We start from the raw sequence: 23,433 nt of genomic DNA on the forward strand, positions 1-23,433 counted from the left end.
GCGTAACATTTTGCATTGATAGGTAAAAGTAATGGCCGTGAATGGCTTTACCTACTAATAATATCTGTCAATTCAGTTTAAACTGTGTAATTAACTTTATTACAAAACAAGGTGATGAACTTAGTCATATAATAAGTTCATCTTCTCAATTAAGGACTATAAGAATATGTCACAGCATTTTGATTATATTGCCATTGGTGGTGGTAGCGGCGGTATTGCATCTGCAAACAGAGCTGCAATGCACGGTAAAAAAGTTGCCATCATCGAAGCCAAGGCACTGGGTGGAACTTGTGTTAATGTTGGTTGCGTACCGAAAAAAGTGATGTGGCATGGCGCACAAATCGCAGAAGCGATGCACCTATATGCAAAAGATTATGGCTTTGATGTTGAAAATAAAGGCCTTGATTGGGGTAAATTAGTTGCGGCTCGTGAAGCTTATATTGGCCGTATTCACACCTCTTATGACAACGTACTGGGCAATAACAAAGTCACGGTGATCAAAGGTTTTGCGACCTTCGTAAACAAAAACACAGTAAGCGTGAATGGCGAATTTTATACCGCTGACCATATCTTGATCGCAACTGGTGGCGCTCCCACTATCCCTAATGTACCAGGCGCTGAGCACGGTATTGATTCTAATGGTTTCTTTGAATTAACCCAGCAACCAAAACGCGTTGCGGTTATCGGTGCCGGTTATATTGCGGTTGAACTCGCCGGTGTATTACACGGACTCGGCAGCGAAACACATTTATTTGTGCGTAAAGAATCGCCATTGCGTAGTTTCGATCCCATTTTGATTGATACGTTGGTTGAGGTAATGAACACCTCAGGTCTAAAATTACATACCAATTCAGTACCAAAAAAAGTCGTGAAAGAAGCCGATGGTTCAATCACCTTACATCTTGAAAATGGTGAGTCACAAAATGTTGATACTCTAATCTGGGCTATCGGTCGCCATCCATCAACAGACAAGATCAACCTTGCTGTAACGGGCGTTGAAACCGATGACCGTGGTTACATCAAAGTAGATGAATACCAAAACACCAATGTTGATGGTATCTACTGTGTGGGTGACATCATGGCCGGTGGTGTTGAGCTAACACCAGTAGCGGTAAAAGCAGGACGTCAATTATCTGAACGCCTGTTCAACGGTAAAACTACCGCGAAAATGGATTACAACCTGATCCCTACCGTGGTATTTAGTCACCCTCCAATTGGTACTATTGGTTTAACAGAAGCAGAAGCAATTGCCCAGTACGGCGAAGACAACGTAAAAGTATACCAATCTGGTTTTACTGCTATGTATACCGCAATTACTTCAAACCGCCAGCCTTGTAAAATGAAATTGGTGTGTGCGGGTGAAGAAGAAACTGTTGTGGGCCTACACGGTATTGGCTTTGCTGCTGACGAAATGATCCAAGGTTTTGGTGTAGCGATGAAGATGGGCGCAACCAAAGCAGATTTCGATAGCGTAGTTGCCATCCACCCGACTGGCTCAGAAGAATTCGTCACCATGCGCTAGATCTAACTCGCATTCTGGTGTGCATATAATTGCTATGCACACCAATTCCCCCGCTTTAATATCCAACTATATCCCCCACTCTCGCTATCAAGATCACGAAACAACGCGTCATTGTTAAATTCACACACAAAATACTTAACATTCCTTCAACAACTAGATATATTACTCATGCGTTAGCATTAGTCATTGAACCATACTTCGCAGGCTAATTATTCTCTCACCATATTGATAAGGATATTTTTATGGGCACATTATTACAGCCAATCACCTACCTGATTAGTCGATTATCATTTCAGAAAAAGTTTGGATTAGTTATCTTGCTACTTGCAACACCGATTGTATTTTTTTCCTCTACAATTATCTCGCAAACCCAACAAGATATTGCCTTTGCAAAATCAGAACTGCAAGGCTACCAACTACTGCAAGCCTTACCTGAGGTTGCCAACAAGCTGATTGATTATCGCCATTTACTCAGCTTAGAAGTCGCAGAGCTCGAACCCGGTGATGACAAAATACAACAAGCACAAGTGCTCGCAGAAAACACCTTTAATCAATATTACCGCAGCTATACAGCGGCAACTGGATTGCAATTATCGGCGTTTGATAAGATCACGACCGATTGGCAACAACTCAAAGCAAACAGTGATTTTTTATTACCCGAAGAAATTTTCTACGCTATCGATTTGATGTTAGAAAATCTACGTATCGGTACCCGTGAGATCAACAGCGAAAGTAAATTATTGTTTGATTCACACCTCAGTAGTTACTACCTGATTAATTTAACCCAAAGTCAGTTGCCAAAATTAACCGATTTCGCTTATCAAGTGACAGACAAAGCCGCAGAAACAGCCGCTTTCGCCGAATTTACGGCCAACAGCTTCGATGATTTAAGTCGCCGGATTGATCAACTTAAGATTATCTTTTCTGCAGCCGACAATGATGTGCAAGCATTAGTGGCCATTAATCCTGATTATCGCAATACCTTAATCACCCCTCTCGACCAAATAAAAACCACCATGGCAACGCTCGAAGACCTACTCGATCGCCAGTTAATCAATACCGTATCCGCCGAGATCAAAATTGATCCAAATACCCTTTATCGTTTGGGTGAAGCGTTACGGATCAAAATCAATAATTTGTATCAAGTTGCCTTTCACACGCTCGGTAATGAAATAACCGTTAGACTCAGTGAACAAAACAGCGAACTAAATATTTTTTACACCATACTAATCGCCTTATTCGTGGTTTGTGTGGTGATCTTATTAAGTATTTATATCTCACTAACAGAGACGATTCGCAGTATCAGTCAAGTCGCACAAAATGTATCCAATGGCGACCTGTCGCAAAATGTGAAGATTGTCAGCAATGACGAACTGGCCATTATTGCCCAACACTTCAACAGCACCATTGATGGCATGCGCACGTTGGTAAAACAGCTCAATAGCAGCGCAGTCGATGTGCATCGTTCAGTGCAAGACATTAAAGATAAAACCAACTCAGCAGAAACCACCATCACGGCACAACAAACGGAAACCCATCAAATAGCGGCGGCAATAAAACTGATGGCTGCCACATCAACGGAGATGGCCATTAATGCCAATGATGCAACCTGTGCCACGCGTGATGCAGAGCGGGCGGTTTTAGAAGGTAAACAAGTTGTTGACCAAACGATCATCGCGATTAATGCCATTGCTTCAGAAGTACAAACATCAAGTGATACCATTCAGAAACTGGAAAAGCATTGCACCGATATTGGTGGTGTGGTTGAAGTGATCAGGAGTATTGCCGACCAGACTAATTTGTTAGCACTCAATGCTGCGATTGAAGCCGCCAGAGCCGGAGAGCAAGGTCGAGGTTTTGCCGTGGTAGCCGATGAAGTGAGAACGCTAGCAAGCCGTACACAACAATCAACGAATGAGATCCAAGTGATGATTGAGCGTGTACAAATAGCCGCTAAAGAATCTGTAAAAGTGATGGCCATAGGTAGAGAGCAAGCCAACATGGGCGTCATGCAAGCCAAAGAAGCCTCAAATACTTTTGAAGCCATTACCTTATCCGTCGATAAGATTGTGTCACTCAATAATCAAATAGCCAGTGCGATTGAAGAACAAAGTCTCGCCGCAGCAGAAATAGAGCGTAATGTGAGTAATGTATCAGCGGGAGCAGACTCTGCTCGCGCGGTCGCGACAGGAGCGACCCAGTCCGCACACAACTTGTTAACCGTGGCAGATAAATTATCGGAAGTAGCCGAGGAGTACGTTTTTTAAAATCACCGTATTAGCACGTTTGGATTTAAGTAAAGTGGTGGCTTGAGCATGTTTTTATTGCTTTAAGCCACCACTTATTTATTTGAATATAATTTTCCAGCATGAAACACTAGATCTGAATAAACTTGCCGATTACACTGCTAACACGCATTTTCCTCCCCCTCGAAATTGGTACTCATGAAAAATCAAAAAAAGGCCATGCTGTTCGGCTTGATAACAGTATTACTCTGGTCCACGGTGGCCTCTGCATTTAAAATTACCCTTAGCCATTTTGCGCCAATTCAAATGGTTTTAATTGCTTCATTGACCAGTATCGTTTTATTACTGGGAATTGCCTACCAACAAAAAAAGCTGCACCTACTCAAGCAATACTTTATCAAACAACCGTTGTTCTATTTAACGCTTGGGGTGATTAATCCATTTCTCTATTATTTAGTGTTGTTTAAGGCTTATGACTTATTGCCCGCATCACAAGCGCAAGCATTAAATTACACTTGGGCAATCACCCTCACATTATTGTCAGTGCCTTTCTTAGGGCAGAAGATCCGGAAAAAAGACTGGGTGGCTATCTTATTTAGCTATACCGGAGCACTAATCATTGCCACTAAAGGTGATCTGTTAGGGCTGAATTTTGAAAGTCCACTTGGGGTGGCACTGGCATTATTAAGCACCTTGATTTGGGCCAGTTATTGGATCATTAATGCGAGGAATAACAATGATCCTATCGTTAGTTTATTACTTGGATTTTTATTAAGTCTCCCGTTTACCTTCGTCGCCACCGCATTACTCGCTGATTTTAATTTTGACTCCGTAGAGGGGATCCTTGGTGCGATTTATATCGGTTTATTTGAAATGGGTATTTCATTTATATTGTGGTTAATGGCCATTAAGTTAGCGACCAATACCGCGCAAGTCAGTAATCTTATTTTTATATCGCCGTTTATATCACTCTTCTTACTCAGTAAATTTGTGGGTGAAGAGATCCACCCATCAACCTTTATCGGCTTAGTAACTATTATCGTCGGGCTCGTGATCCAACAAATTAACTGGCGCAGAAAACGTCGCAGCGTAACAGCGAAATAATAGCGACGCGCTTAACCTTCTAAATCGGTGGCTGATAACAGACCTAAACTAAAGTCAGCCACCAGCAACGTTAAATGAAGCTGTCAATAGTGACTTAATCGCAATTTAATTACTGAAAATATCACAATCCCCATTAGCTCCTCTTGCATATCTAAAGCCTAACAGGTTAATGTTTCAGTATTATCTCTTTTTATAACCAGAACATGCCCCTATAAACGCAGAATATCGCGTCAGGTAACATGACAAACCGGACAGCAAGATGCCTCAAGCAATAGAACAGAAATTAGCAACAATACGTGCACATATGGATGCCGCAAACTTAGATGCATTTATCGTTCCCCGCGCAGATGAATACCTTGGCGAATATGTGCCTGCACATAACGAACGCCTATTATGGTGCAGTGACTTTACCGGATCTGCAGGCACGGTAATAATTTTAAAAGATCGCGCCGCCATTTTTACCGATGGTCGCTATACCATTCAGGTTAAGCAGCAAGTTAATGGCGAGTGTTTTGAGTTTTATCATCTTATCGACACACCACATGTTGCTTGGTTAAGTGAACAACTGTCCGCGAATGCTAATGTCGGTTATGACGCCAAAGTACATAATTTAAATTGGCATAACGCCAGTAAAAAAACCTTAGCAGATAAACAAATCAACTTAGTGGCAGTCAATGCCAACCCAATTGATTTAAGCTGGTCAGATAGACCGACACCAACAGAAAATGTAGGCCTGTTACTCGACGAGCAATACACAGGTCAATCCAGTTTAGAAAAACGCCAACAGATCGGCGTTGATATCGCCAAACAGGGCGCTGATGCAGTTATTATCAGTGCGTTAGATTCTATTGCTTGGTTATTGAATATCCGTGGTAAAGACATTCATTGCTTCTGTGTGATCCTAGGCAGTGCGGTATTACGTAAAGATGGTTCCATGACATTCTTCACCAATCCAGCGAAGATCCCAGCAGGATTCCATGAACACGTAGGCGCAGGTGTTGTGATTATTGAAGAAGCACAAGCAACGGCCACTTACCAAGCCCTAGGTGAACAACAACTGCAGGTATTGGCCGATCCAGAAGCATCAAATGCGTTTAGCCAGTTAACCACACAACAAGCTGGCGCCACCTTAATTGCTGGCAATGATCCGGTGGCATTACCAAAGGCCTGTAAAAATGCCGTTGAACTTGCGGGTATGCGTGCTTCACATATTCGTGACGGCGCTTCAGAAGTACGCTTCCTTCATTGGCTAGAAACAGAAGTAGCCGCAGGCCGTTTGCATGATGAAGCCTATCTGTCTGACAAACTCACAGGCTTCCGAGCATCGAACGAGAACTTCGTTGAATTAAGTTTTGACACTATTTCGGCTGCCGGTGCTAACGCCGCAATGTGTCACTACAATCATAACAATGGTGTACCAGCGCAATTATCAATGGACAGCATTTACTTAGTTGACTCTGGTGCCCAATATCTTGATGGCACCACCGATATCACCCGTACTGTTGCGATTGGGTCACCAAGTGCTGAACACAAAAAAATGTTCACCCTGGTATTAAAAGGTCATATCGCCCTGGCTAACATGAAATTTCCTGCCGGAACCAATGGTGGTCAGCTTGATTCATTAGCACGTCAGTTCTTATGGCAGCAAGGTTATGATTATGACCACGGCACGGGTCATGGTGTGGGTTGTTTCTTAAATGTACACGAAGGTCCACACCGTATTGGTAAAAACTCGAACGGCGTAGCATTAGAACCTGGCATGGTGGTATCCAATGAGCCGGGCTACTACAAACAAGATGAATACGGCATCCGTTGTGAGAACCTGATTTATGTGGTTGCTAAAGATAATGGCAATGATGGTAACATATTCTACGAATTTGAAACATTAACACTGGTTCCTTTTGATTTGCATCTGATAGATCAACAACTACTCTCACAAGACGAAGTAAACTGGATCAATGCTTATCACGCCCGAGTATGTGACGAACTGTCACCATTGTTAGCCGGTGCTGATTTACACTGGTTATCTCAGGCTACACGCACTATTTAAGTTTATACCCAAGCTAGTCTCTGATATAGCATCTTGAAGTAACTTGGGTATATATATTCTCTAACCAATCTAAGCGATTAGATTGATTATGCATTAAAGGAGTTGGCATGACCCAACCACAGAACGCTATTTTTAACGAACAAAGCCAAAGCTATCATCATTTAGAGTACAAATTTAAAGACGATGTTTACTTAGCCAATATTCAAAATGCACTGCAAACGGCACTATGCAAACAAACTGACGACATTAACGTTGTGGTTGCTTTTGGTCGTAGCGCCACCAATACCCTATTACCTGATTTACAACTTGACGCATTTGACGACTTTACTGAGATAGCCAGTCCGCACGGCAAAAAAGCCATTGCCAGCCAAGGTGATGTCATGTTTTGGATCCACAGCGACAATGCCAGCCATACCTTAGAGCAAGCATTTCATATCCAATCAGCGCTAAATAAAATTGCCGATAACCAGTTGGATATTTCCGGTTTCCAATACCATAAGAATCGCGATTTAATTGGTTTTGTTGATGGCACTGCCAATCCCAAAGAAGATGCACGGCAATTAGCTTCGCTGATCCCTGAAGGTCAGCCAGGCGCAGGTGGTAGCTTTGTATTATCACAAAAATGGGTACATGATTTAACCAGTTTCAATGCGATGTCGGTACCGGAACAAGAAGCAGTTGTTGGCCGTACTAAAGAAGACGATATCGAGTTATCCGGCGATGCGATGCCAGCGAATTCACACGTTAGCCGTACCGATGTATCGGGCATGAAAATATACCGTCGTAGTTCACCTTATGGTAACGCATCCGAACACGGACTATACTTTTTAGCATTCGCATGTGAACAATTACGCTTTACCACTCAATTACAACGTATGTACGGAATTCCAGACGGCGTCACAGATAGATTAATTGATTATTCAGATGCGGTAACAGGATCATACTGGTTTGCCCCTTCTCAAACAGAACTAGATACATTGATGAATTAACTTACATACAACCGGGAGCGATGATTATGTCTAACGTAATTTTGTATATAGCCACTAGCCTTGATGGCTATATTGCCAAAATGGACCATGACATTTCATGGCTCTCAAATGTCGAAGTAAAAGGTGAGGATTATGGCTATCGAGATTTTTTCGATGGTATCAGTGCCGTCATTATGGGTAACACATCCTTTCAGGTCATCAAAGATTTTGATGATTGGCCATACGCCGACAAGCAATGCTTTGTCGCTTCTCACTCACCCGATATTACCCCGAATGATAACGTTACTTTTATTACCGATCCTGCAGCAACGATCAAACAATTAAAAGCCAGCTCGAAGGGGAATATTTGGTTACTTGGGGGCGCAAACTTGGCCGATTCCTTATTACGGCTTGATCTTGTAGATGAATTAATATTGTCCACCATTCCTATCTTACTCGGCAACGGTATACGTTTATTTAACGCCCCCCTACCAGAACTAGGGGTCACGCTATTATCCTCTCAATCCTATCCGTCGGGACTGATACAAACACATTATAAGATAATAAAAAACAACAAAAGTGCATGATAAATACGAATCCACATTAATATGGTCGATGCCACTAATGTACATGAGCGGCATCGCCTTACCTCTGCTCAGTAATCGACCCACATTTAAATAGCCTCAAAACAAGTGCTAACCTACGCTTTCCTATATTTACAGTTTATCTACATCAAAAAATAAAGTAATATTATGTTATTCATCGTTTTATTATAAAACGAATATCCTTTTTCGAATCTAAGTATAAGAGTCTTTATCCATGTCTAAATGGTTAACAGCTGGTGTGAGTATTATCTCTATCGCCGTAGTCGGTTATTTCAACGTCTTCTATCAGCCGCAGCAGGATCTCAACCGTATTCAATTACCACTGCAACAAGACTGCCGCGTTAATCAACAAGAATGCCAAGTGCAGTTAACGCCAGAACAAACCATTTCGCTGTCGATCACACCATTCAATGCCAAGCCGATGACGCCATTATCGATAAATTTAAACGGCACTCGAATTGATAATGCCAGCATTACGATTAACGGGATGAATATGAGCATGCCCGGCTTTCCTACCGCGCTGAATGCGATTGAGAAGGATAAATACCACGCCGAGACAGCACTGGCGATCTGCGTATTAGGTGAAATGTTATGGCAAGCAGATTTAACCATCACAGTTGCTGGTCAACCTTATTTGATACCGTTTCAATTTATCACAACGACTAATTAACTCAGGACAAAATAATGCAAAAATCAATAATCACCACGCTTATCGCGACTGCTATCTTTTCCGCAGCCCCGACGTTTGCGGCTGAAAAAACTAACATCATGATCATGGATGCCTGGGTGCGTGCAGCGCCACCATCAGCAAAAGTGCAAGCCGCTTTTTTCAACGTGATGAATCACAATAATAAACCAATCGTGATCACCAATGTTGAAGCACAAGGTTTTGGCCGTAGCGAGCTGCATTTATCTGGCAAAAAAGACGGCATAATGACAATGCAAAAGCAGCAACAAATAACGATCCCTGCAAACACTATTTTTCAGTTTAAGCCTGGTGGCTACCATGTGATGTTATTAGAACCAACCAAGATCGCAGCGCCGGGTGAAGTGGTTAATGTATCGTTTACGTTATTAAATGGTGAAAAGATCACTGCTAAAATGCCTGTTAAGCGTGATAACCGTCAAGCTAAAATGGATCACAACAAGATGGACCATAGCAAAATGGACCACGCGACTATGAAACATAATTAGTTTCGACAAAGGGACTCGAATGAAAAAATCTAAGGCTATCATCGCATCGGGTATTATCGGCCTTAGCGCGCTTGGCGCTCTGGTTGCCAATAATATGCAACAGCCAAGTTTACCGACATTCACGACAGCTTACGCACAACCTCAGCAAGTAACCCTGCCAGATGTTGTTCTCGGCAATAATCAAACACACACCAGTGCCTTGTTTAAAGATAAATGGTCATTAGTATTCTTCGGTTATGCTAGCTGCCCAGACGTTTGTCCGACCGAACTATACAATCTCAACAATGTGGCGAGCATCATGACTGCGGCCGGTAAAACCATGCCACAAGTGGTCTTTATCTCTGTCGATCCACAACGAGATAGTCATGAGATGCTGACCACCTACGCGCAATTTTATAACGATGAATTCATCGGCATCACCGGTGCAACCAGCGAGATCGATAAATTAGTGGCTAGCTTTGGGGTTATTTATCAAAAAACGTTTTTAGCCAATAATGGTCAATATGTCTCTGTGCCTTACAGTAGTCCAATTCCAGAAGACCAGCGTGAGAGTTATTTAATTAATCATTCTTCTCGATTGTATTTAGTTAATCCAGCAGGACAATATGTAGCGGCATTTGCACCGCCCCATAGCGCGAAAAAAATAGCGGCAGACCTGCTTAAATTATAATAATGCAGGGTTTGTTATTAAGAGATCGGTAATTGCGTGGTATTTTTTAACCTTTCCATCGCAAAGGAAGAGGTGACATCTGTTAGTCCATCGACGCAATTAACCAATCGTTTATAAAACACATCAAATGCCGCCATGTCTTTTACTAATACCTTCATCATATAATCGTATTCTCCGGCCATACGGTAAAACTCGATCACTTCGGCAAAGTCATTCACACTAACAACAAATTTCTTAAACCAGCTATCACTGTGATTTTGAGTTTTGATATTAACAAAGGCGGTCAGTGCGAGGCCGAGTTTTTGCTCATTAAGTAAAGCCACACGACGTAAAATATAACCATTATCTTCTAAACGTTTTAATCGTTTCCAGCAAGGTGAGACCGTTAAACTCACTTTGTCGGCAAGATCAGCAATTGACAGCGATGCATCACGCTGCAACAAATCTAAAATCAATTTATCCTTCGAATCTAACATAATGAAGTAATTCCTTTCCTTAAAAACCGATATCAGCAGTATATATGAAATCATATTTCCGCATAAAAGCAATATAATTATTGTATTGAATATCCCAGTACTTATATAGAGATTACCTTATGAATCCAAAACTCGTCGCCACATTATTATTTGCCTCTGTATGTTTGATCTGGGGTACAACCTGGATGGCAATGGAAATAGCAGTGCATTCTATTCCACCCATCACCGCAACGGGTCTGCGCTTTGTACTGGCTGCACCACTATTAATTTTAGCTGCTCGTAAATTAAATATCCCGCTTATGTTTCCGAAAGGTAAAAATCTTGAATTCGCCTTAATCAGTGTGTTTTATTTTGCCGCACCTTTTACCTTAATGATTTTTGGTGAGCAATATATTTCATCTGGATTAGCGTCTATTATTTTTGCCACTATGCCAGTGGTGGTATTAGTGTTCGCGGTATTAGTCCATCGCCAAAAAGTACACATCCACCAGATAGCCGGTCTTGCCATTGCATTGTTCAGCTTGATCACCATTATTAGCAATGAAATGGGCGTAAGTGCCAATGGTAGCCTCATCGGGGTCGGTGCATTAGTACTCGCAGTATTTATGCACGCCACAATCTATACCAGCGTACAGACTCGTTGCCAAGGTATTCACGTACTGACGTATAACGCGCTACCGTGTCTTGTGGCTGCGGTACTGTTACTTATTGTTGGTGCATTTGTAGAGCAACCGGACTTTAGTACCTTCACATCAACATCTTGGTTATCGGTTATTTATCTTGGCGTTGTTGCGGGTATTGGCGGCATCATGGCTTACTTCCAGTTAAATAAAGTAGCCAGTCCATTCCAAGCATCCATTTGTTTCTTGGTATTCCCAGTGATTGCGCTTGGTCTAGACAGTGTGGTTAACGGCAGAACAATTAGTCACGAATCATTGATCATGATGGTAATACTAACGGCAGGTGTTTTACTGTGTAAATTACCGATTGAATTAATCCGTAAACGTTTCACAAGAACTGCGGTAAACATAGAAAAGTAATGATTATCACTAAATAATAAACATAGGCTGTGTCGACATTCGTCAACGCAGCCTATTATTATTTTACTTCAGTTATGTTTATTTTAGTGCCGTTAACGACCGGTCCCAATCTTTCCAAACCACTTCTAAGCCCATACTTTTGACTAGTTCGGCCATTTCACTTGGTGAACGGTCATCATCAATTTCAAACTGCTCTAAGGCTTTCTCTGTATCGTCAGAATAACCACCGGGTTGGGTTTTTGAACCCGCACTGATAGTCGTTATGCCCAAGGGAATAACATTGTCACGAAAATGCTCGGACTCTCGAGTCGATAACGATAATTCCACATCCGGATTAAACAAGCGATAAGCACAAATCAACTGTACTAGTTGACGATCATTCATAATCGACTTCGGCTGAAATGCACCTTCACACGGTCTTAAACGTGGGAAAGAAATTGAATACTTGGTTTGCCAATAACGTTTTTGCAAATAATCTAAATGCGCAGCTACATGGAAACAGTCGGTACGCCATTCATCCAAGCCAATTAATGCACCTAGTCCCATTTTATGAATGCCAGCTTTGCCTAACCGGTCTGGGGTTTCAATTCGATATTTAAAATCGGACTTCTTACCTTTGAGATGATGCTCGGCATACGTCCGGGGATGATAGGTTTCTTGATATACCAATACTGAATCTAACCCCAATTCTTTTAGCTCTTCATAATCGGCTTGTTCTAGCGGCTGCACTTCCAAGGATAAATGCGAGAACTGCGATTTCAATTCAGTAAATACCTGACGAAAATACGGCATCCCCACTTTACGTTCCGACTCACCCGCCACTAATAACAAATGATCAAAACCCATTTTTTTAATCGCGCGCGCTTCACTGTTTAACTGCTTCATATCCAGCGTGGTACGACGAATTTTGTTATGCATCGAAAAACCACAATAGGTACAAATATTAGAGCACATATTAGAAAGGTATAACGGCACATAGAATTGGATAGTATTACCAAAACGTTGCCGCGTTAACTGGACACTACGTTGGGCCATCTGCTCTAAATAAGGTTCTGCCGCAGGTGAAATTAAGGCTTGAAAGTCATCTAGATCGAGTCGAGACTTCGATAATGCCCGTTCAACATCTGCTGCCGTTTTGGCATAAATAGATAAGCGAATATCATCCCAATCTAATTTTTGTAATTGCTCGTAAAAGCTCATATTTAACCCTTAAGTTGGCGTTATTACAGATCTAAAAATGCCGTCAATGGACTAGAAGCAACCGCAGTCTGCGCCTGACTACCTAACCCAGCTAAATAAGCTTGGCGACCAGCTTGCACCGCTAACGCAAATGCTTGGCTCATTGCTACCGGGTCTTTCGCCACCGCAATCGCAGTATTAACCAGTACCGCATCCGCGCCCATTTCCATGGCTAACGCCGCATGTGATGGCGCGCCAATCCCGGCATCAACAATCACAGGGACTGTCGATTGCTCAATAATAATCTCTAAGAACTCTGCAGTGAGAATGCCTTTGTTTGAACCAATCGGTGCGCCCAATGGCATCACAGCCGCAGTACCCACCGCTTCCAAACGTTTACACAATACCGGGTCGGCATGAATGTAGGGCAATACATGGAAACCATCACGCGCTAATTGTTCTGTGGCCTTTAAGGTTTCAATTGGATCGGGTAGTAAATATTTTGGATCCGGATGAATTTCTAATTTAATCCAATTGGTTTGCAATGCTTCACGTGCTAATTGCGCCGCATATACCGCTTCTTTTGCATCACGCGCACCAGACGTATTGGGTAATAAGTGCATGCCAGCTGCAATCAAAGGTTTAAGAATATCATCCTCTTGATTGGCTAAATCAATGCGTTTTAATGCCATGGTCACTAACTGGGATTGAGATGCAATCAAGGCAGCAGCCATTATTTTTTGATCGCTAAATTTACCCGTGCCAGTAAATAGCCGTGATGAAAAGGTTTTATCGGCAATGACAAGCTCATCGCTTGGTAATATGAATGTTGGGTTTAATGTTGTTACTGACATTTAGCCTCCTGCAATGGCTTGAAATAAAGTCACTTGATCATTTTCTGACAACTGAAAGTCATCCCAGTTTTGACGGGTAATAATGGTTTGGTTCACCGCTACCGCAATGCCTTTTTCCGGTTGTGCTAATACCGTTAACAATGACGTAATACTGGTCACTGCTAGGTTTTTAATTTCATCGTTAATGATTAATTTCATCTTATATTCCTGTCCCTCACATCCAAATATTCAGCCATGAGGTTATTTAATTAACTGCTTAGTCTTAGTCTTAGTATTTATATTCAATACTTATATTTCGTATTGGTATTAACGACTTGCGCACACCGCGCAATCTGGATCTTTCGCGACCGAGAGGTGCTGCCATTGCAAGGTTTTACCATCAAAGCGCATTAACCGATTAAGTGATGACAACGGCATACCGGTTAAATATTTAATCGCTTCCAGTGCTTGTAATGATCCAACAATGCCAACCAAGGGACCGAGTACCCCTGACGTACTGCAATTATTTACGGCTGCAGTGTCATCAAAAGGATATAAGCAGTGATAACACGCCGAATCAGCTAATTGTGCGTTAAACGAGATCAACTGTCCTTCCATGCGAATACCTGCGCCGACAATTAACGGTATTTTCTGGATCACACAGATCTTGTTTATCGCTTGCCTGGTCGGCATGTTATCGCTGCAATCAATCACCAAATCAACTTGGGATAGCATGTCTGCCATTTGATTATTGGCACTATCGAGGGTTAACCGCTGCGCGATTGCAGTGACATTTACATGGGGATTAAGCAGCGCTAACGAAGCTTTTGCCGCACTCACCTTAGCCTGCTTTAACTGCTGTTGTGTGAAAATAATTTGTCGTTGTAGATTACTTAACTCAACCTGGTCATCATCGACTAAATAGAGATGACCAACACCGGCAGCAGCCAAATACAGCGCAACAGGCGCGCCAAGACCACCGACACCAACAATCAATACCTTGGCATTGCGCAGTGCTAATTGGCCCTGCTCGCCGATATCTTCAAGCAGTAAATGCGCGCTATAACGCATATATTCCTGATCACTTAATCCGGTCATATTCATCCTGTTATATTAATCGTTCGCACATGCTAAGACTGAATGTGGTTCAGCAATCGCCAGTAAATCAGCAATAGCTTGTTTATAATCGTCAGCGCGAGTAATTGCCGTTACCACCGCCACACTACCCACACCTGTTGCGGCCACAAGCCGGGCACGTGCGATACTAATACCGCCGATAGCCACTAACGGATAGTCCTGCATTAAATCAGCATAACGCTGTAAACGCTGTAATCCCTGGGGTTTTGATGGCATATCCTTGGTCACTGTCGGATAAATATGACCAAGAGCGATATAACTCGGTTTTATTTGGTGAGCACGTAATATTTCATAATAACCGTGGGTGCTTAAACCCAGTTTCAAACCGGCTGTTTTTATCGCCTCAAAATCGGCAAACAGCATATCTTCTTGGCCTAAATGCACACCATAGGCCCCGTGATCAATGGCTAATTGCCAATAATCATTGATAAATAGACGTGCTTGATATTGACGGCCTAATGCCACGGCCGCTTTAATATCATCAACCACTTCGGCTGGGGTTTTATCTTTAATGCGTAATTGCAGGGTCTTCACCCCTTGCTGCAATACTTTTTCTAACCATGCCACTGTATCCACCACCGGATACAGTCCGAGTCGGTTCGTATCACAAGGCGCAAAATCATAAGCCAATTGCATTTGCGGTGCTAAGCCAAGCTGATCGCCCAATACTGTGTTCGGTAATACAACCTCTGGGAAATCACGGCGATCGGTAGGCCATGCGTCTGCGGTTTGATTTAAGTAAGCTCTGGCTACCACCAATGCATCATCAATAGGATAATCTTGGGCGATCACGGTTGCCAATGCCGAAGAAAAAATACCCTTGTGTTCATCTTTGCTTCGTGGCGTTAATGTCGCGCTTGGTGACGATAATAAGATTTCACGTTGTCCGTCAATATAAACATCGAGGGCGATAGATTGCTGCTTATCATCATGATAGCTGTTAACCGTAATCGCTTTCGCACAAACACCTTTGACACCGACACTCAGTAGTGTGTTAATCGCTTGTTTCGTCGCACTAAATAACTTCGCAGCGTCAGACCCGCCTTGCTCTTGCGGTAGGATCAATACATCCACGATCGGTAATAAGCGTATTTTAATCGTATTAATCAGCACTGAGTCTGCCGATTCAGCCTTTGCCATATCCGATAATGAAATGGATAACGGCTCATAGATAACACTGAGTTCTGGATGTAGTTGCTTATAAGCTTGTAAAAAATCAGCTAATATCGCCACATGCGAGGTTGTCGCTATCACCCCTATTTTAATGGCAGATGCCACAGGTGCAGCAGTCAATATCGCTAACTCAGCAGCAAAATCCGCATCGGATAACAGTGGCGTCGATACATGATAACCACTCCCACCCAACGCATTAATGGTATTAATATCGGCTTGAGTCGCAGCATTATCGCGAGCAGCAAGGCTCGCGATAGTCCAAATAATGGCTTGAGTCATTAAGTTATTATTCCACGTTCACAGGTGTAGATTCAGACACTCGACCATTTACCGCATCATGTGTAGGTGAGAGGTATAATTCAGCACCGTGCTTTTTAAATTCTTCCGACATCAGCTGCATCCCCGCTTCGGCATCAATTACAACCACTTCGTCAAGTAATTGAATACTGATTTTTTCTTGCTCGGCAGTGTAATCGCGGACATCTTGTGAGATCTTCATTGAGCAGAATTTTGGTCCACACATAGAACAGAAATGCGCAACTTTGCCGGATTCTTGGGGGATATTTTCATCGTGATAAGCGCGTGCAGTATCAGGGTCTAATGCCAGATTAAATTGATCATTCCAACGGAATTCAAAACGCGCTTTCGACATGGCATTGTCACGGATTTGAGCACCCGGGAAACCTTTCGCTAAATCAGCCGCATGCGCAGCGATCTTATAGGTGATCATGCCTTGCTTAACGTCTTCTTTATTCGGCAAACCTAAATGTTCTTTGGGTGTCACATAACACAACATGGCACAACCGTACCAGCCGATTTGTGCGGCACCAATGCCCGAAGTAAAATGGTCGTAACCAGGAGCAATATCAGTCGTCAATGGACCTAAAGTATAGAAAGGTGCTTCATGACAAATATCGAGTTGCTTTTCAACATTCACTTTAATCATGTGCATTGGGATATGACCAGGACCTTCGATAATAACTTGTACGTCTTGCTCCCACGCCACTTTCGTTAACTCACCTAAGGTTGCTAATTCGGCAAATTGAGCTTCATCATTGGCATCAGCCGCACAACCTGGACGCATGCCATCACCTAACGACAGAGATACATCGTAGGCTTTACAAATCGCGCAGATCTCTTCGAAATGATCATAAGCAAAGTTTTCTTTATGATGCGTCAAACACCATTTAGCCATGATCGAACCACCACGCGACACGATCCCGGTAAGGCGTTTTGCCGTCATTGGTATATAACGCAATAATACACCTGCATGAATAGTGAAGTAATCAACGCCCTGCTCTGCTTGTTCGATCAAGGTATCGCGGAATACTTCCCAAGTAAGATCCTCAGCGATCCCATTTACCTTCTCTAACGCCTGATAGATCGGCACAGTACCGATTGGCACCGGTGAATTACGCAGGATCCACTCACGGGTTTCATGAATATTACGGCCTGTGGATAAGTCCATTACCGTGTCAGCACCCCAGCGTGTCGCCCACACTAGCTTCTCGACTTCTTCTTCAATCGACGATGTGACCGACGAATTACCAATATTGGCGTTTACTTTCACAAGAAAGTTACGACCGATGATCATCGGCTCAGATTCGGGATGATTGATGTTGGCAGGGATGATCGCACGACCACGCGCCACTTCATCACGAACAAATTCAGGTGTGATCTTTTCCGGAATACTGGCGCCAAAATCATTACCTGCATGTTGTTTTAATAACAGCTCATTATGGATCAACTCTCGGCCCATGTTTTCACGGATCGCGATGTATTCCATTTCCGGCGTGATGATGCCTTTGCGGGCATAATGCATCTGGGTAACGTTTTGACCGTCAATAGCTTTGATTGGTTTTGGTAGATGTTCAAAGCGGATATGGTCAATACCGTCATCGGCAAGACGCTGTTGAGCAAAGTGCGACGTCACGATTTCGAGTTCTTCAATGTCGTTACGCTCAGCGACCCACCCCTGTCTTAACTTCGGTAAACCTTGGTGAACGTTTATTTCAATCGCGGGATCGGTGTAGGCACCCGATGTATCGTAGATTGGAATCGATTCATTTTGCTCATAAATCGGATCGTCTTTACTGCCTGCCACTAACGTCTCATCAAGATTGATCTTGCGCATCGCCACTCGAATATCGTCACGGCTACCGGTCAGATGAAATTTTTCTGAATTAGGAAATGGTTCGCAACTGAGATTGTTAATAAATTCTTGAGCGTTTTCACGGTTTTCACGACGTGTAGGTTTTTTGGTATTATTGCTTTGATTTATATTGGTAGTAGACATAGCATTCATTCCTTTCTAATAAGATGATTGCTTGTCGTTGAGTATGTGTGGAAAGTAGTGATACAGATATGGTGATTGTTTATGTTATCAAAGCCGCCTTAAAATCCCTCTGGCAAACCTCGAATCGCACTCACATTATTGTATTAATCACTCTTGTTTCCTTACGCAGGTATTAGCCTGATCAGGTTCCACGGATCCCATATTTAAATGGTCTCAGCCCTAAAGCACTCCGACAAGATGCACGAGTATAGACTAAAATGTGAAGCGGAAACAAGAGTAACCGTGATTAATCCTCTCTTTCTACAGGTTCTGTACACATCATGTCTGACAACGAAGGTCGATCTGCAGAGCCATTAATACTAATAGTACATTGTCGATGATAGTCAGTAAAGTAACTAATAAGCATTTTCAACAGGCATAAAAAAATCCCCAGGACTATCGAAATAGTATTGGGGATTTATGTTAGCTGTAAAAGACTACAACTTTATCTACTCAATAAAAAGGCAAAGTATCAGTGGGCCTGTGACTCTTCCTTTTTACTTTAATTGCATTCAGCAAATCAATTAAAGGTTATTTAGTAGGTTTGCTAAGTTCTGTTCAGCTTCATCAGTGGTAATTTCTTGCATTACTTCTTCTACTTTACCAGCACGTTTTTTTGCACGTTCTTGGTGATAAGAGAAGCCTGTACCTGCAGGAATTAAACGACCAACGATAACGTTCTCTTTCAGACCACGAAGGTCATCAATCTTACCATGAACAGCAGCGTCGGTTAGAACACGTGTTGTTTCTTGGAACGATGCAGCTGAGATAAATGATTCAGTTGCAAGAGATGCTTTGGTAATACCCATAAGTATGTGCTGATACACGGCTGGTTGCTTGCCTTCGGCTATTAACTGACGGTTAGCAATTTTCAGACGTGACACTTCAGCTAACTCACCTTCTAGGAAATGACTATCTCCAGCAGAGATTACGTTAGCTTTACGTAGCATTTGACGAACGATAGTTTCAATGTGCTTATCGTTAATCTTTACACCCTGTAAACGGTATACTTCTTGAACTTCGTTCGCGATATAGTTCGCAACATGGCTAATACCACGTAGACGTAAGATATCGTGTGCTGATTCAGGACCATCGGCGATAACTTCACCTTTAGTAACCTTCTCACCTTCGAACACGTTCAAGTGACGCCATTTATGGATCATCTCTTCGTAAGCTTCAGCACCATCAGTCGGTGTGATCACTAGACGACGTTTACCTTTAGTTTCTTTACCGAAACTAATAGTACCTGAGATTTCCGCTAAGATAGCTGCATCTTTTGGCTGACGTGCTTCGAACAGATCCGCTACGCGTGGTAGACCACCCGTAATATCACGTGTTTTAGAGCTTTCTTGAGGAATACGTGCTAACGCTTCACCAATAGTCACTAATGCGCCATCTTCTAAGTTAACGATTGCATTTGAAGGTAAGAAGTATTGTGCCACAACTTCAGTACCAGGAATGAATAAATCATTACCTGCTGCATCAACAAGCTTAACCATAGGACGTAAATCTTTACCAGCGGCAACACGTGCTGCAGGATCCAGAATTACCGTGCTAGATAAACCAGTTAGATCATCAGTTTGCTTAGTAACCGTAATACTCTCAATTAAGTCAACAAACTTAATTTGACCAGCCACCTCGGTGATGATTGGGTGAGTATGCGGGTCCCAGTTAGCAATAATGTCACCAGATACAACAGCTGCGCCGTCTTTATATTCAACAACAGAACCGTAAGGTAATTTATGGCTTTCTTTAGTACGACCATTTTCATCAATAATCGTAATGACTGATGAACGTGACGTAATAACCAGTTTGCCTTCTACATTCTCAACGTATTTCTCGTTGTGGAATTTAATCGTACCCGTGTTTTTAACTTGGATATTATTTTCTGCAGAGGCTCTCGATGCCGCACCACCAATGTGGAATGTACGCATCGTTAACTGTGTACCAGGTTCACCAATTGATTGCGCTGCCACAACACCAATAGCTTCACCTTGACTAACCATAACACCACGTGCTAAATCACGACCGTAACAAGCTGCACAAACACCGAAGTCATTGTCACAAGTAATTACAGAGCGTACTTTCATTTGATCAACTGAGTGCTCTTCTAAGAAATCACAAAGTTTTTCGTCAAGTAATGTATTGCGTGGCAATATTACTTCACCAGTACTTGGATTCACAACATCTTCAGCAACAACACGACCAAGAACACGATCGCGTAGCGGTTCAACAACATCACCACCTTCAATATGAGGCGTAATGATGAGGCCATTTTCAGTACCACAATCAATCTCGTTAATCACAAGATCTTGTGCAACGTCAACAAGACGACGAGTTAGGTAACCCGAGTTTGCTGTTTTAAGTGCTGTATCGGCTAGACCTTTACGTGCACCATGCGTTGAGATGAAGTACTGAAGTACGTTTAGACCTTCACGGAAGTTGGCAGTAATTGGTGTTTCAATGATCGAACCATCTGGTTTCGCCATCAGACCACGCATACCCGCTAACTGACGAATCTGAGCAGCACTACCACGAGCACCAGAGTCGGCCATCATGTAAATACTGTTGAATGATTTCTGTGTCTCAACATCACCTAAAGAGTTCACTTTAGTTTCTGTCGACAAGTTATCCATCATTGCTTTTGAGATGTGCTCATTGGCACGCGCCCAAATATCAATCACTTTATTGTAACGCTCACCCGCAGTAACAAGACCAGACTGGAATTGTTCTTGGATTTGAGTTACTTCAACTTCAGCCGCTTCAATTAGCGTTTTCTTCTCATCCGGAATAACCATGTCATCGATACCCACTGATGCACCAGAAAGCGCAGCATAATGGAAACCGGTGTACATTATTTGGTCAGCGAAAACAACAGTGTCTTTCGGACCTAATAGACGGTAACAGTCATTCAGTAGCTTACCAATCTGCTTTTTACCTAACGCTTCGTTAGATACTTTCAGGAACCAGTTAGCTGGATTCGCTGCAAGTTTAGCTTCTTCTTCAGCAGATAAAGTTTTAATCGGATCAATTAATGCATATGGTAGACCCTTAGGGGCTACTAAAGAAAGAATCGCACGACCAACGGTGGTGTTTTTCAGTTCAGTGCGAACTGTAAATTCACCCGTTTCTTCATCTTTAATATGTTCAGTAATACGTACTTTAACACGTGCATGTAGTTCAACCAGGTGGCTACGATAAAGCTTTTCAGCTTCTTCAGGGCTACCTAGTACCATGCCTTCACCCTTAGCGCCAACGCCAGAACGAGTCATGTAGTAAAGACCTAATACAACGTCTTGAGAAGGTACGATAACCGGTTCACCATTCGCAGGTGACAGAATGTTATTCGTAGACATCATCAGTGTACGCGCTTCCAATTGAGCTTCAATTGTTAACGGTACGTGTACAGCCATCTGATCGCCATCGAAATCGGCGTTGTATGCAGAACATACTAATGGGTGTAACTGAATCGCTTTACCTTCAATTAGCACAGGTTCGAATGCTTGAATACCAAGTCTGTGCAGTGTTGGGGCACGGTTAAGCATGACTGGATGTTCGCGGATCACGCCGTCTAGGATATCCCAAACTTCAGGGCCTTCACGTTCAACCATTTTCTTAGCGGCTTTAATCGTTGTTGCAAAACCAAGTGATTCTAATTTACCGTAAATGAATGGTTTGAATAACTCAAGTGCCATTTTCTTAGGTAAACCACATTGGTGTAAGCGTAACGTTGGACCTACTGTAATTACAGAACGACCAGAGTAATCTACACGTTTACCGAGTAGATTCTGACGGAAACGACCTTGTTTACCCTTGATCATATCAGCAAGCGATTTAAGAGGTCGTTTGTTAGAACCTGTGATCGCACGGCCACGACGACCATTATCTAATAGCGCATCAACAGATTCTTGTAACATACGTTTTTCGTTACGTACGATAATATCTGGAGCAGCTAAGTCTAATAGACGTTTTAGACGGTTGTTACGGTTGATCACTCGACGGTAAAGATCATTCAGATCAGAAGTCGCAAAACGACCACCATCTAGTGGTACTAAAGGACGAAGATCTGGCGGTAATACCGGCAGTACGTTCATGATCATCCACTCGGGTTTGTTACCAGAGATAGAAAATGCTTCCATTAATTTAAGACGTTTAGTGATCTTCTTACGTTTAGTTTCAGAGTTTGTAGTCTCTAATTCTTCACGCATTTCTTCAATGTCTTGGGTTAGGTTTAGATCTTGTAACAAAGAAAGTACAGCTTCTGCACCCATCTTCGCATCAAATTCATCACCCCATTCTTCTAGGTTGTCAAGATACTGCTCTTCAGTCAGCATCATCCCACGCTCTAGCGAAGTCATACCAGGTTCGATAACAACATATGATTCGAAGTAAAGAATACGTTCGATATCACGCAGTGTCATGTCTAATAATAGACCGATGCGAGACGGTAATGATTTCAAGAACCAAATGTGTGCAACAGGAGACGCTAATTCGATGTGGCCCATACGGTCACGACGAACTTTAGTCTGCGTTACTTCTACGCCACATTTTTCACAGATAACACCACGGTGCTTCAGACGCTTATACTTTCCGCAAAGACATTCGTAATCTTTTACTGGGCCGAAAATACGCGCACAGAATAAACCGTCACGTTCTGGTTTGAAGGTACGGTAATTGATGGTTTCTGGCTTTTTAACTTCACCAAAAGACCAAGAACGGATCTGCTCAGGTGATGCTAGACCAATCTTGATACCATCGAACTCTTCGGTCTTACCTTGCTGTTTTAGAAACTTTAATAAGTCTTTCACGTTTTTCTCCACTGGGAGTGAAAACTACGCAGCCTCAACTCACTAAATGAGTCGAGGCGCAATGCTAATTCAAAAGTCTGAATAATCTCTTAA

18 protein-coding genes and 1 riboswitch are annotated in these 23,433 nt (G+C 42.6%); of the genes, 10 read left to right on the forward strand and 8 right to left on the reverse strand.

Features of this window, described 5'->3' with window-relative positions:
• Positions 1–166: 166 nt before the first annotated feature.
• The 9 genes from gorA (at position 167) to MORIYA_RS12845 (ending at position 10,359) form a co-directional block, all read left to right on the forward strand.
• Positions 167–1,522 carry a glutathione-disulfide reductase gene (gene gorA / locus MORIYA_RS12805; RefSeq protein WP_112715738.1) on the forward strand — a complete coding sequence of 452 codons (1,356 nt, stop codon included), beginning with the start codon at positions 167–169 and terminating at the stop codon, positions 1,520–1,522.
• Positions 1,523–1,764: 242 nt separating this feature from the next.
• Positions 1,765–3,789, forward strand: a complete 2,025-nt coding sequence (locus MORIYA_RS12810; protein WP_112715740.1) for a methyl-accepting chemotaxis protein — start codon at positions 1,765–1,767, stop codon at positions 3,787–3,789.
• Positions 3,790–3,966: 177 nt separating this feature from the next.
• Entirely contained in the window at positions 3,967–4,872 is a 906-nt protein-coding gene (locus MORIYA_RS12815; RefSeq protein ID WP_112715742.1) for a DMT family transporter, read from the forward strand.
• Positions 4,873–5,131: 259 nt separating this feature from the next.
• The gene (locus tag MORIYA_RS12820; protein WP_112715744.1) at positions 5,132–6,922 is read left to right on the forward strand and encodes an aminopeptidase P family protein; all 1,791 of its coding nucleotides are present in this window, start codon (positions 5,132–5,134) and stop codon (positions 6,920–6,922) included.
• A 107-nt stretch (positions 6,923–7,029) separates the two neighbouring features.
• Positions 7,030–7,911 carry a Dyp-type peroxidase gene (locus MORIYA_RS12825; protein WP_112715746.1) on the forward strand — a complete coding sequence of 294 codons (882 nt, stop codon included), beginning with the start codon at positions 7,030–7,032 and terminating at the stop codon, positions 7,909–7,911.
• A 26-nt stretch (positions 7,912–7,937) separates the two neighbouring features.
• Complete coding sequence (locus MORIYA_RS12830; RefSeq protein ID WP_112715748.1) at positions 7,938–8,477, forward strand: dihydrofolate reductase family protein; 540 nt, start codon at positions 7,938–7,940, stop codon at positions 8,475–8,477.
• A gap of 232 nt (positions 8,478–8,709) precedes the next feature.
• Positions 8,710–9,165, forward strand: a complete 456-nt coding sequence (locus tag MORIYA_RS12835) for a hypothetical protein (RefSeq protein ID WP_112715750.1) — start codon at positions 8,710–8,712, stop codon at positions 9,163–9,165.
• Positions 9,166–9,179: 14 nt separating this feature from the next.
• On the forward strand, positions 9,180–9,689 hold the full coding sequence (locus MORIYA_RS12840) for a copper chaperone PCu(A)C (protein ID WP_112715752.1): 510 nt from the start codon (positions 9,180–9,182) through the stop codon (positions 9,687–9,689).
• 19 nt (positions 9,690–9,708) lie between these two features.
• Positions 9,709–10,359: an SCO family protein gene (locus MORIYA_RS12845; RefSeq protein WP_112715754.1), complete on the forward strand. Its 651-nt coding sequence runs from the start codon at positions 9,709–9,711 to the stop codon at positions 10,357–10,359.
• A gap of 17 nt (positions 10,360–10,376) precedes the next feature.
• On the opposite strand, the gene MORIYA_RS12850 is transcribed toward MORIYA_RS12845, so the two are convergent.
• A complete protein-coding gene (locus MORIYA_RS12850) occupies positions 10,377–10,835 on the reverse strand; it encodes an Lrp/AsnC family transcriptional regulator (RefSeq protein ID WP_006033439.1) in 459 nt (152 codons plus the stop codon).
• 119 nt (positions 10,836–10,954) lie between these two features.
• On the opposite strand from MORIYA_RS12850, the gene MORIYA_RS12855 reads away from it, so the two are divergent.
• On the forward strand, positions 10,955–11,875 hold the full coding sequence (locus MORIYA_RS12855; RefSeq protein WP_112715756.1) for a DMT family transporter: 921 nt from the start codon (positions 10,955–10,957) through the stop codon (positions 11,873–11,875).
• A gap of 78 nt (positions 11,876–11,953) precedes the next feature.
• Here the strand turns inward: MORIYA_RS12855 and thiH are convergent, their stop codons facing one another.
• The 7 genes from thiH to rpoC all read right to left on the reverse strand — a co-directional run bounded on the left by thiH (position 11,954) and on the right by rpoC (position 23,340).
• Positions 11,954–13,075, reverse strand: a complete 1,122-nt coding sequence (thiH, locus tag MORIYA_RS12860) for a 2-iminoacetate synthase ThiH (RefSeq protein ID WP_112715758.1) — start codon at positions 13,073–13,075, stop codon at positions 11,954–11,956.
• Between the two features lie 23 nt (positions 13,076–13,098).
• The gene (locus MORIYA_RS12865; RefSeq protein ID WP_112715760.1) at positions 13,099–13,908 is read right to left on the reverse strand and encodes a thiazole synthase; all 810 of its coding nucleotides are present in this window, start codon (positions 13,906–13,908) and stop codon (positions 13,099–13,101) included.
• Positions 13,909–14,106: a sulfur carrier protein ThiS gene (gene thiS, locus MORIYA_RS12870; protein WP_112715762.1), complete on the reverse strand. Its 198-nt coding sequence runs from the start codon at positions 14,104–14,106 to the stop codon at positions 13,909–13,911. It abuts the gene before it with no gap.
• 108 nt (positions 14,107–14,214) lie between these two features.
• Entirely contained in the window at positions 14,215–14,985 is a 771-nt protein-coding gene (locus tag MORIYA_RS12875; protein ID WP_112715764.1) for a HesA/MoeB/ThiF family protein, read from the reverse strand.
• A 15-nt stretch (positions 14,986–15,000) separates the two neighbouring features.
• Positions 15,001–16,476 carry a thiamine phosphate synthase gene (gene thiE, locus MORIYA_RS12880; RefSeq protein WP_112715765.1) on the reverse strand — a complete coding sequence of 492 codons (1,476 nt, stop codon included), beginning with the start codon at positions 16,474–16,476 and terminating at the stop codon, positions 15,001–15,003.
• A gap of 7 nt (positions 16,477–16,483) precedes the next feature.
• A complete protein-coding gene (gene thiC / locus MORIYA_RS12885; RefSeq protein ID WP_174216930.1) occupies positions 16,484–18,502 on the reverse strand; it encodes a phosphomethylpyrimidine synthase ThiC in 2,019 nt (672 codons plus the stop codon).
• A gap of 131 nt (positions 18,503–18,633) precedes the next feature.
• Positions 18,634–18,735, reverse strand: a riboswitch (TPP riboswitch).
• Between the two features lie 321 nt (positions 18,736–19,056).
• Positions 19,057–23,340, reverse strand: coding sequence for a DNA-directed RNA polymerase subunit beta' (gene rpoC / locus MORIYA_RS12890; RefSeq protein ID WP_112715769.1), 4,284 nt, complete (start codon positions 23,338–23,340; stop codon positions 19,057–19,059).
• Between the last annotated feature and the right edge of the window lie 93 nt (positions 23,341–23,433).

Source organism: Moritella yayanosii (assembly GCF_900465055.1).
Lineage (GTDB): Bacteria > Pseudomonadota > Gammaproteobacteria > Enterobacterales > Moritellaceae > Moritella > Moritella yayanosii.

Bases quoted from the DNA above. Each gene is read 5' to 3' on its own strand.
- MORIYA_RS12850 (WP_006033439.1), bottom strand. From the start codon at position 10,835: ATGTTAGATTCGAAGGATAAATTGATTTTAGATTTGTTGCAGCGTGAT.
- thiH (WP_112715758.1), bottom strand. From the start codon at position 13,075: ATGAGCTTTTACGAGCAATTACAAAAATTAGATTGGGATGATATTCGC.
- MORIYA_RS12815 (WP_112715742.1), top strand. From the start codon at position 3,967: ATGAAAAATCAAAAAAAGGCCATGCTGTTCGGCTTGATAACAGTATTA.
- MORIYA_RS12820 (WP_112715744.1), top strand. From the start codon at position 5,132: ATGCCTCAAGCAATAGAACAGAAATTAGCAACAATACGTGCACATATG.
- MORIYA_RS12825 (WP_112715746.1), top strand. From the start codon at position 7,030: ATGACCCAACCACAGAACGCTATTTTTAACGAACAAAGCCAAAGCTAT.
- gorA (WP_112715738.1), top strand. From the start codon at position 167: ATGTCACAGCATTTTGATTATATTGCCATTGGTGGTGGTAGCGGCGGT.
- MORIYA_RS12855 (WP_112715756.1), top strand. From the start codon at position 10,955: ATGAATCCAAAACTCGTCGCCACATTATTATTTGCCTCTGTATGTTTG.
- MORIYA_RS12835 (WP_112715750.1), top strand. From the start codon at position 8,710: ATGTCTAAATGGTTAACAGCTGGTGTGAGTATTATCTCTATCGCCGTA.
- MORIYA_RS12875 (WP_112715764.1), bottom strand. From the start codon at position 14,985: ATGACCGGATTAAGTGATCAGGAATATATGCGTTATAGCGCGCATTTA.
- thiC (WP_174216930.1), bottom strand. From the start codon at position 18,502: ATGAATGCTATGTCTACTACCAATATAAATCAAAGCAATAATACCAAA.
- thiE (WP_112715765.1), bottom strand. From the start codon at position 16,476: ATGACTCAAGCCATTATTTGGACTATCGCGAGCCTTGCTGCTCGCGAT.
- MORIYA_RS12810 (WP_112715740.1), top strand. From the start codon at position 1,765: ATGGGCACATTATTACAGCCAATCACCTACCTGATTAGTCGATTATCA.
- MORIYA_RS12865 (WP_112715760.1), bottom strand. From the start codon at position 13,908: ATGTCAGTAACAACATTAAACCCAACATTCATATTACCAAGCGATGAG.
- MORIYA_RS12830 (WP_112715748.1), top strand. From the start codon at position 7,938: ATGTCTAACGTAATTTTGTATATAGCCACTAGCCTTGATGGCTATATT.
- MORIYA_RS12840 (WP_112715752.1), top strand. From the start codon at position 9,180: ATGCAAAAATCAATAATCACCACGCTTATCGCGACTGCTATCTTTTCC.
- thiS (WP_112715762.1), bottom strand. From the start codon at position 14,106: ATGAAATTAATCATTAACGATGAAATTAAAAACCTAGCAGTGACCAGT.
- MORIYA_RS12845 (WP_112715754.1), top strand. From the start codon at position 9,709: ATGAAAAAATCTAAGGCTATCATCGCATCGGGTATTATCGGCCTTAGC.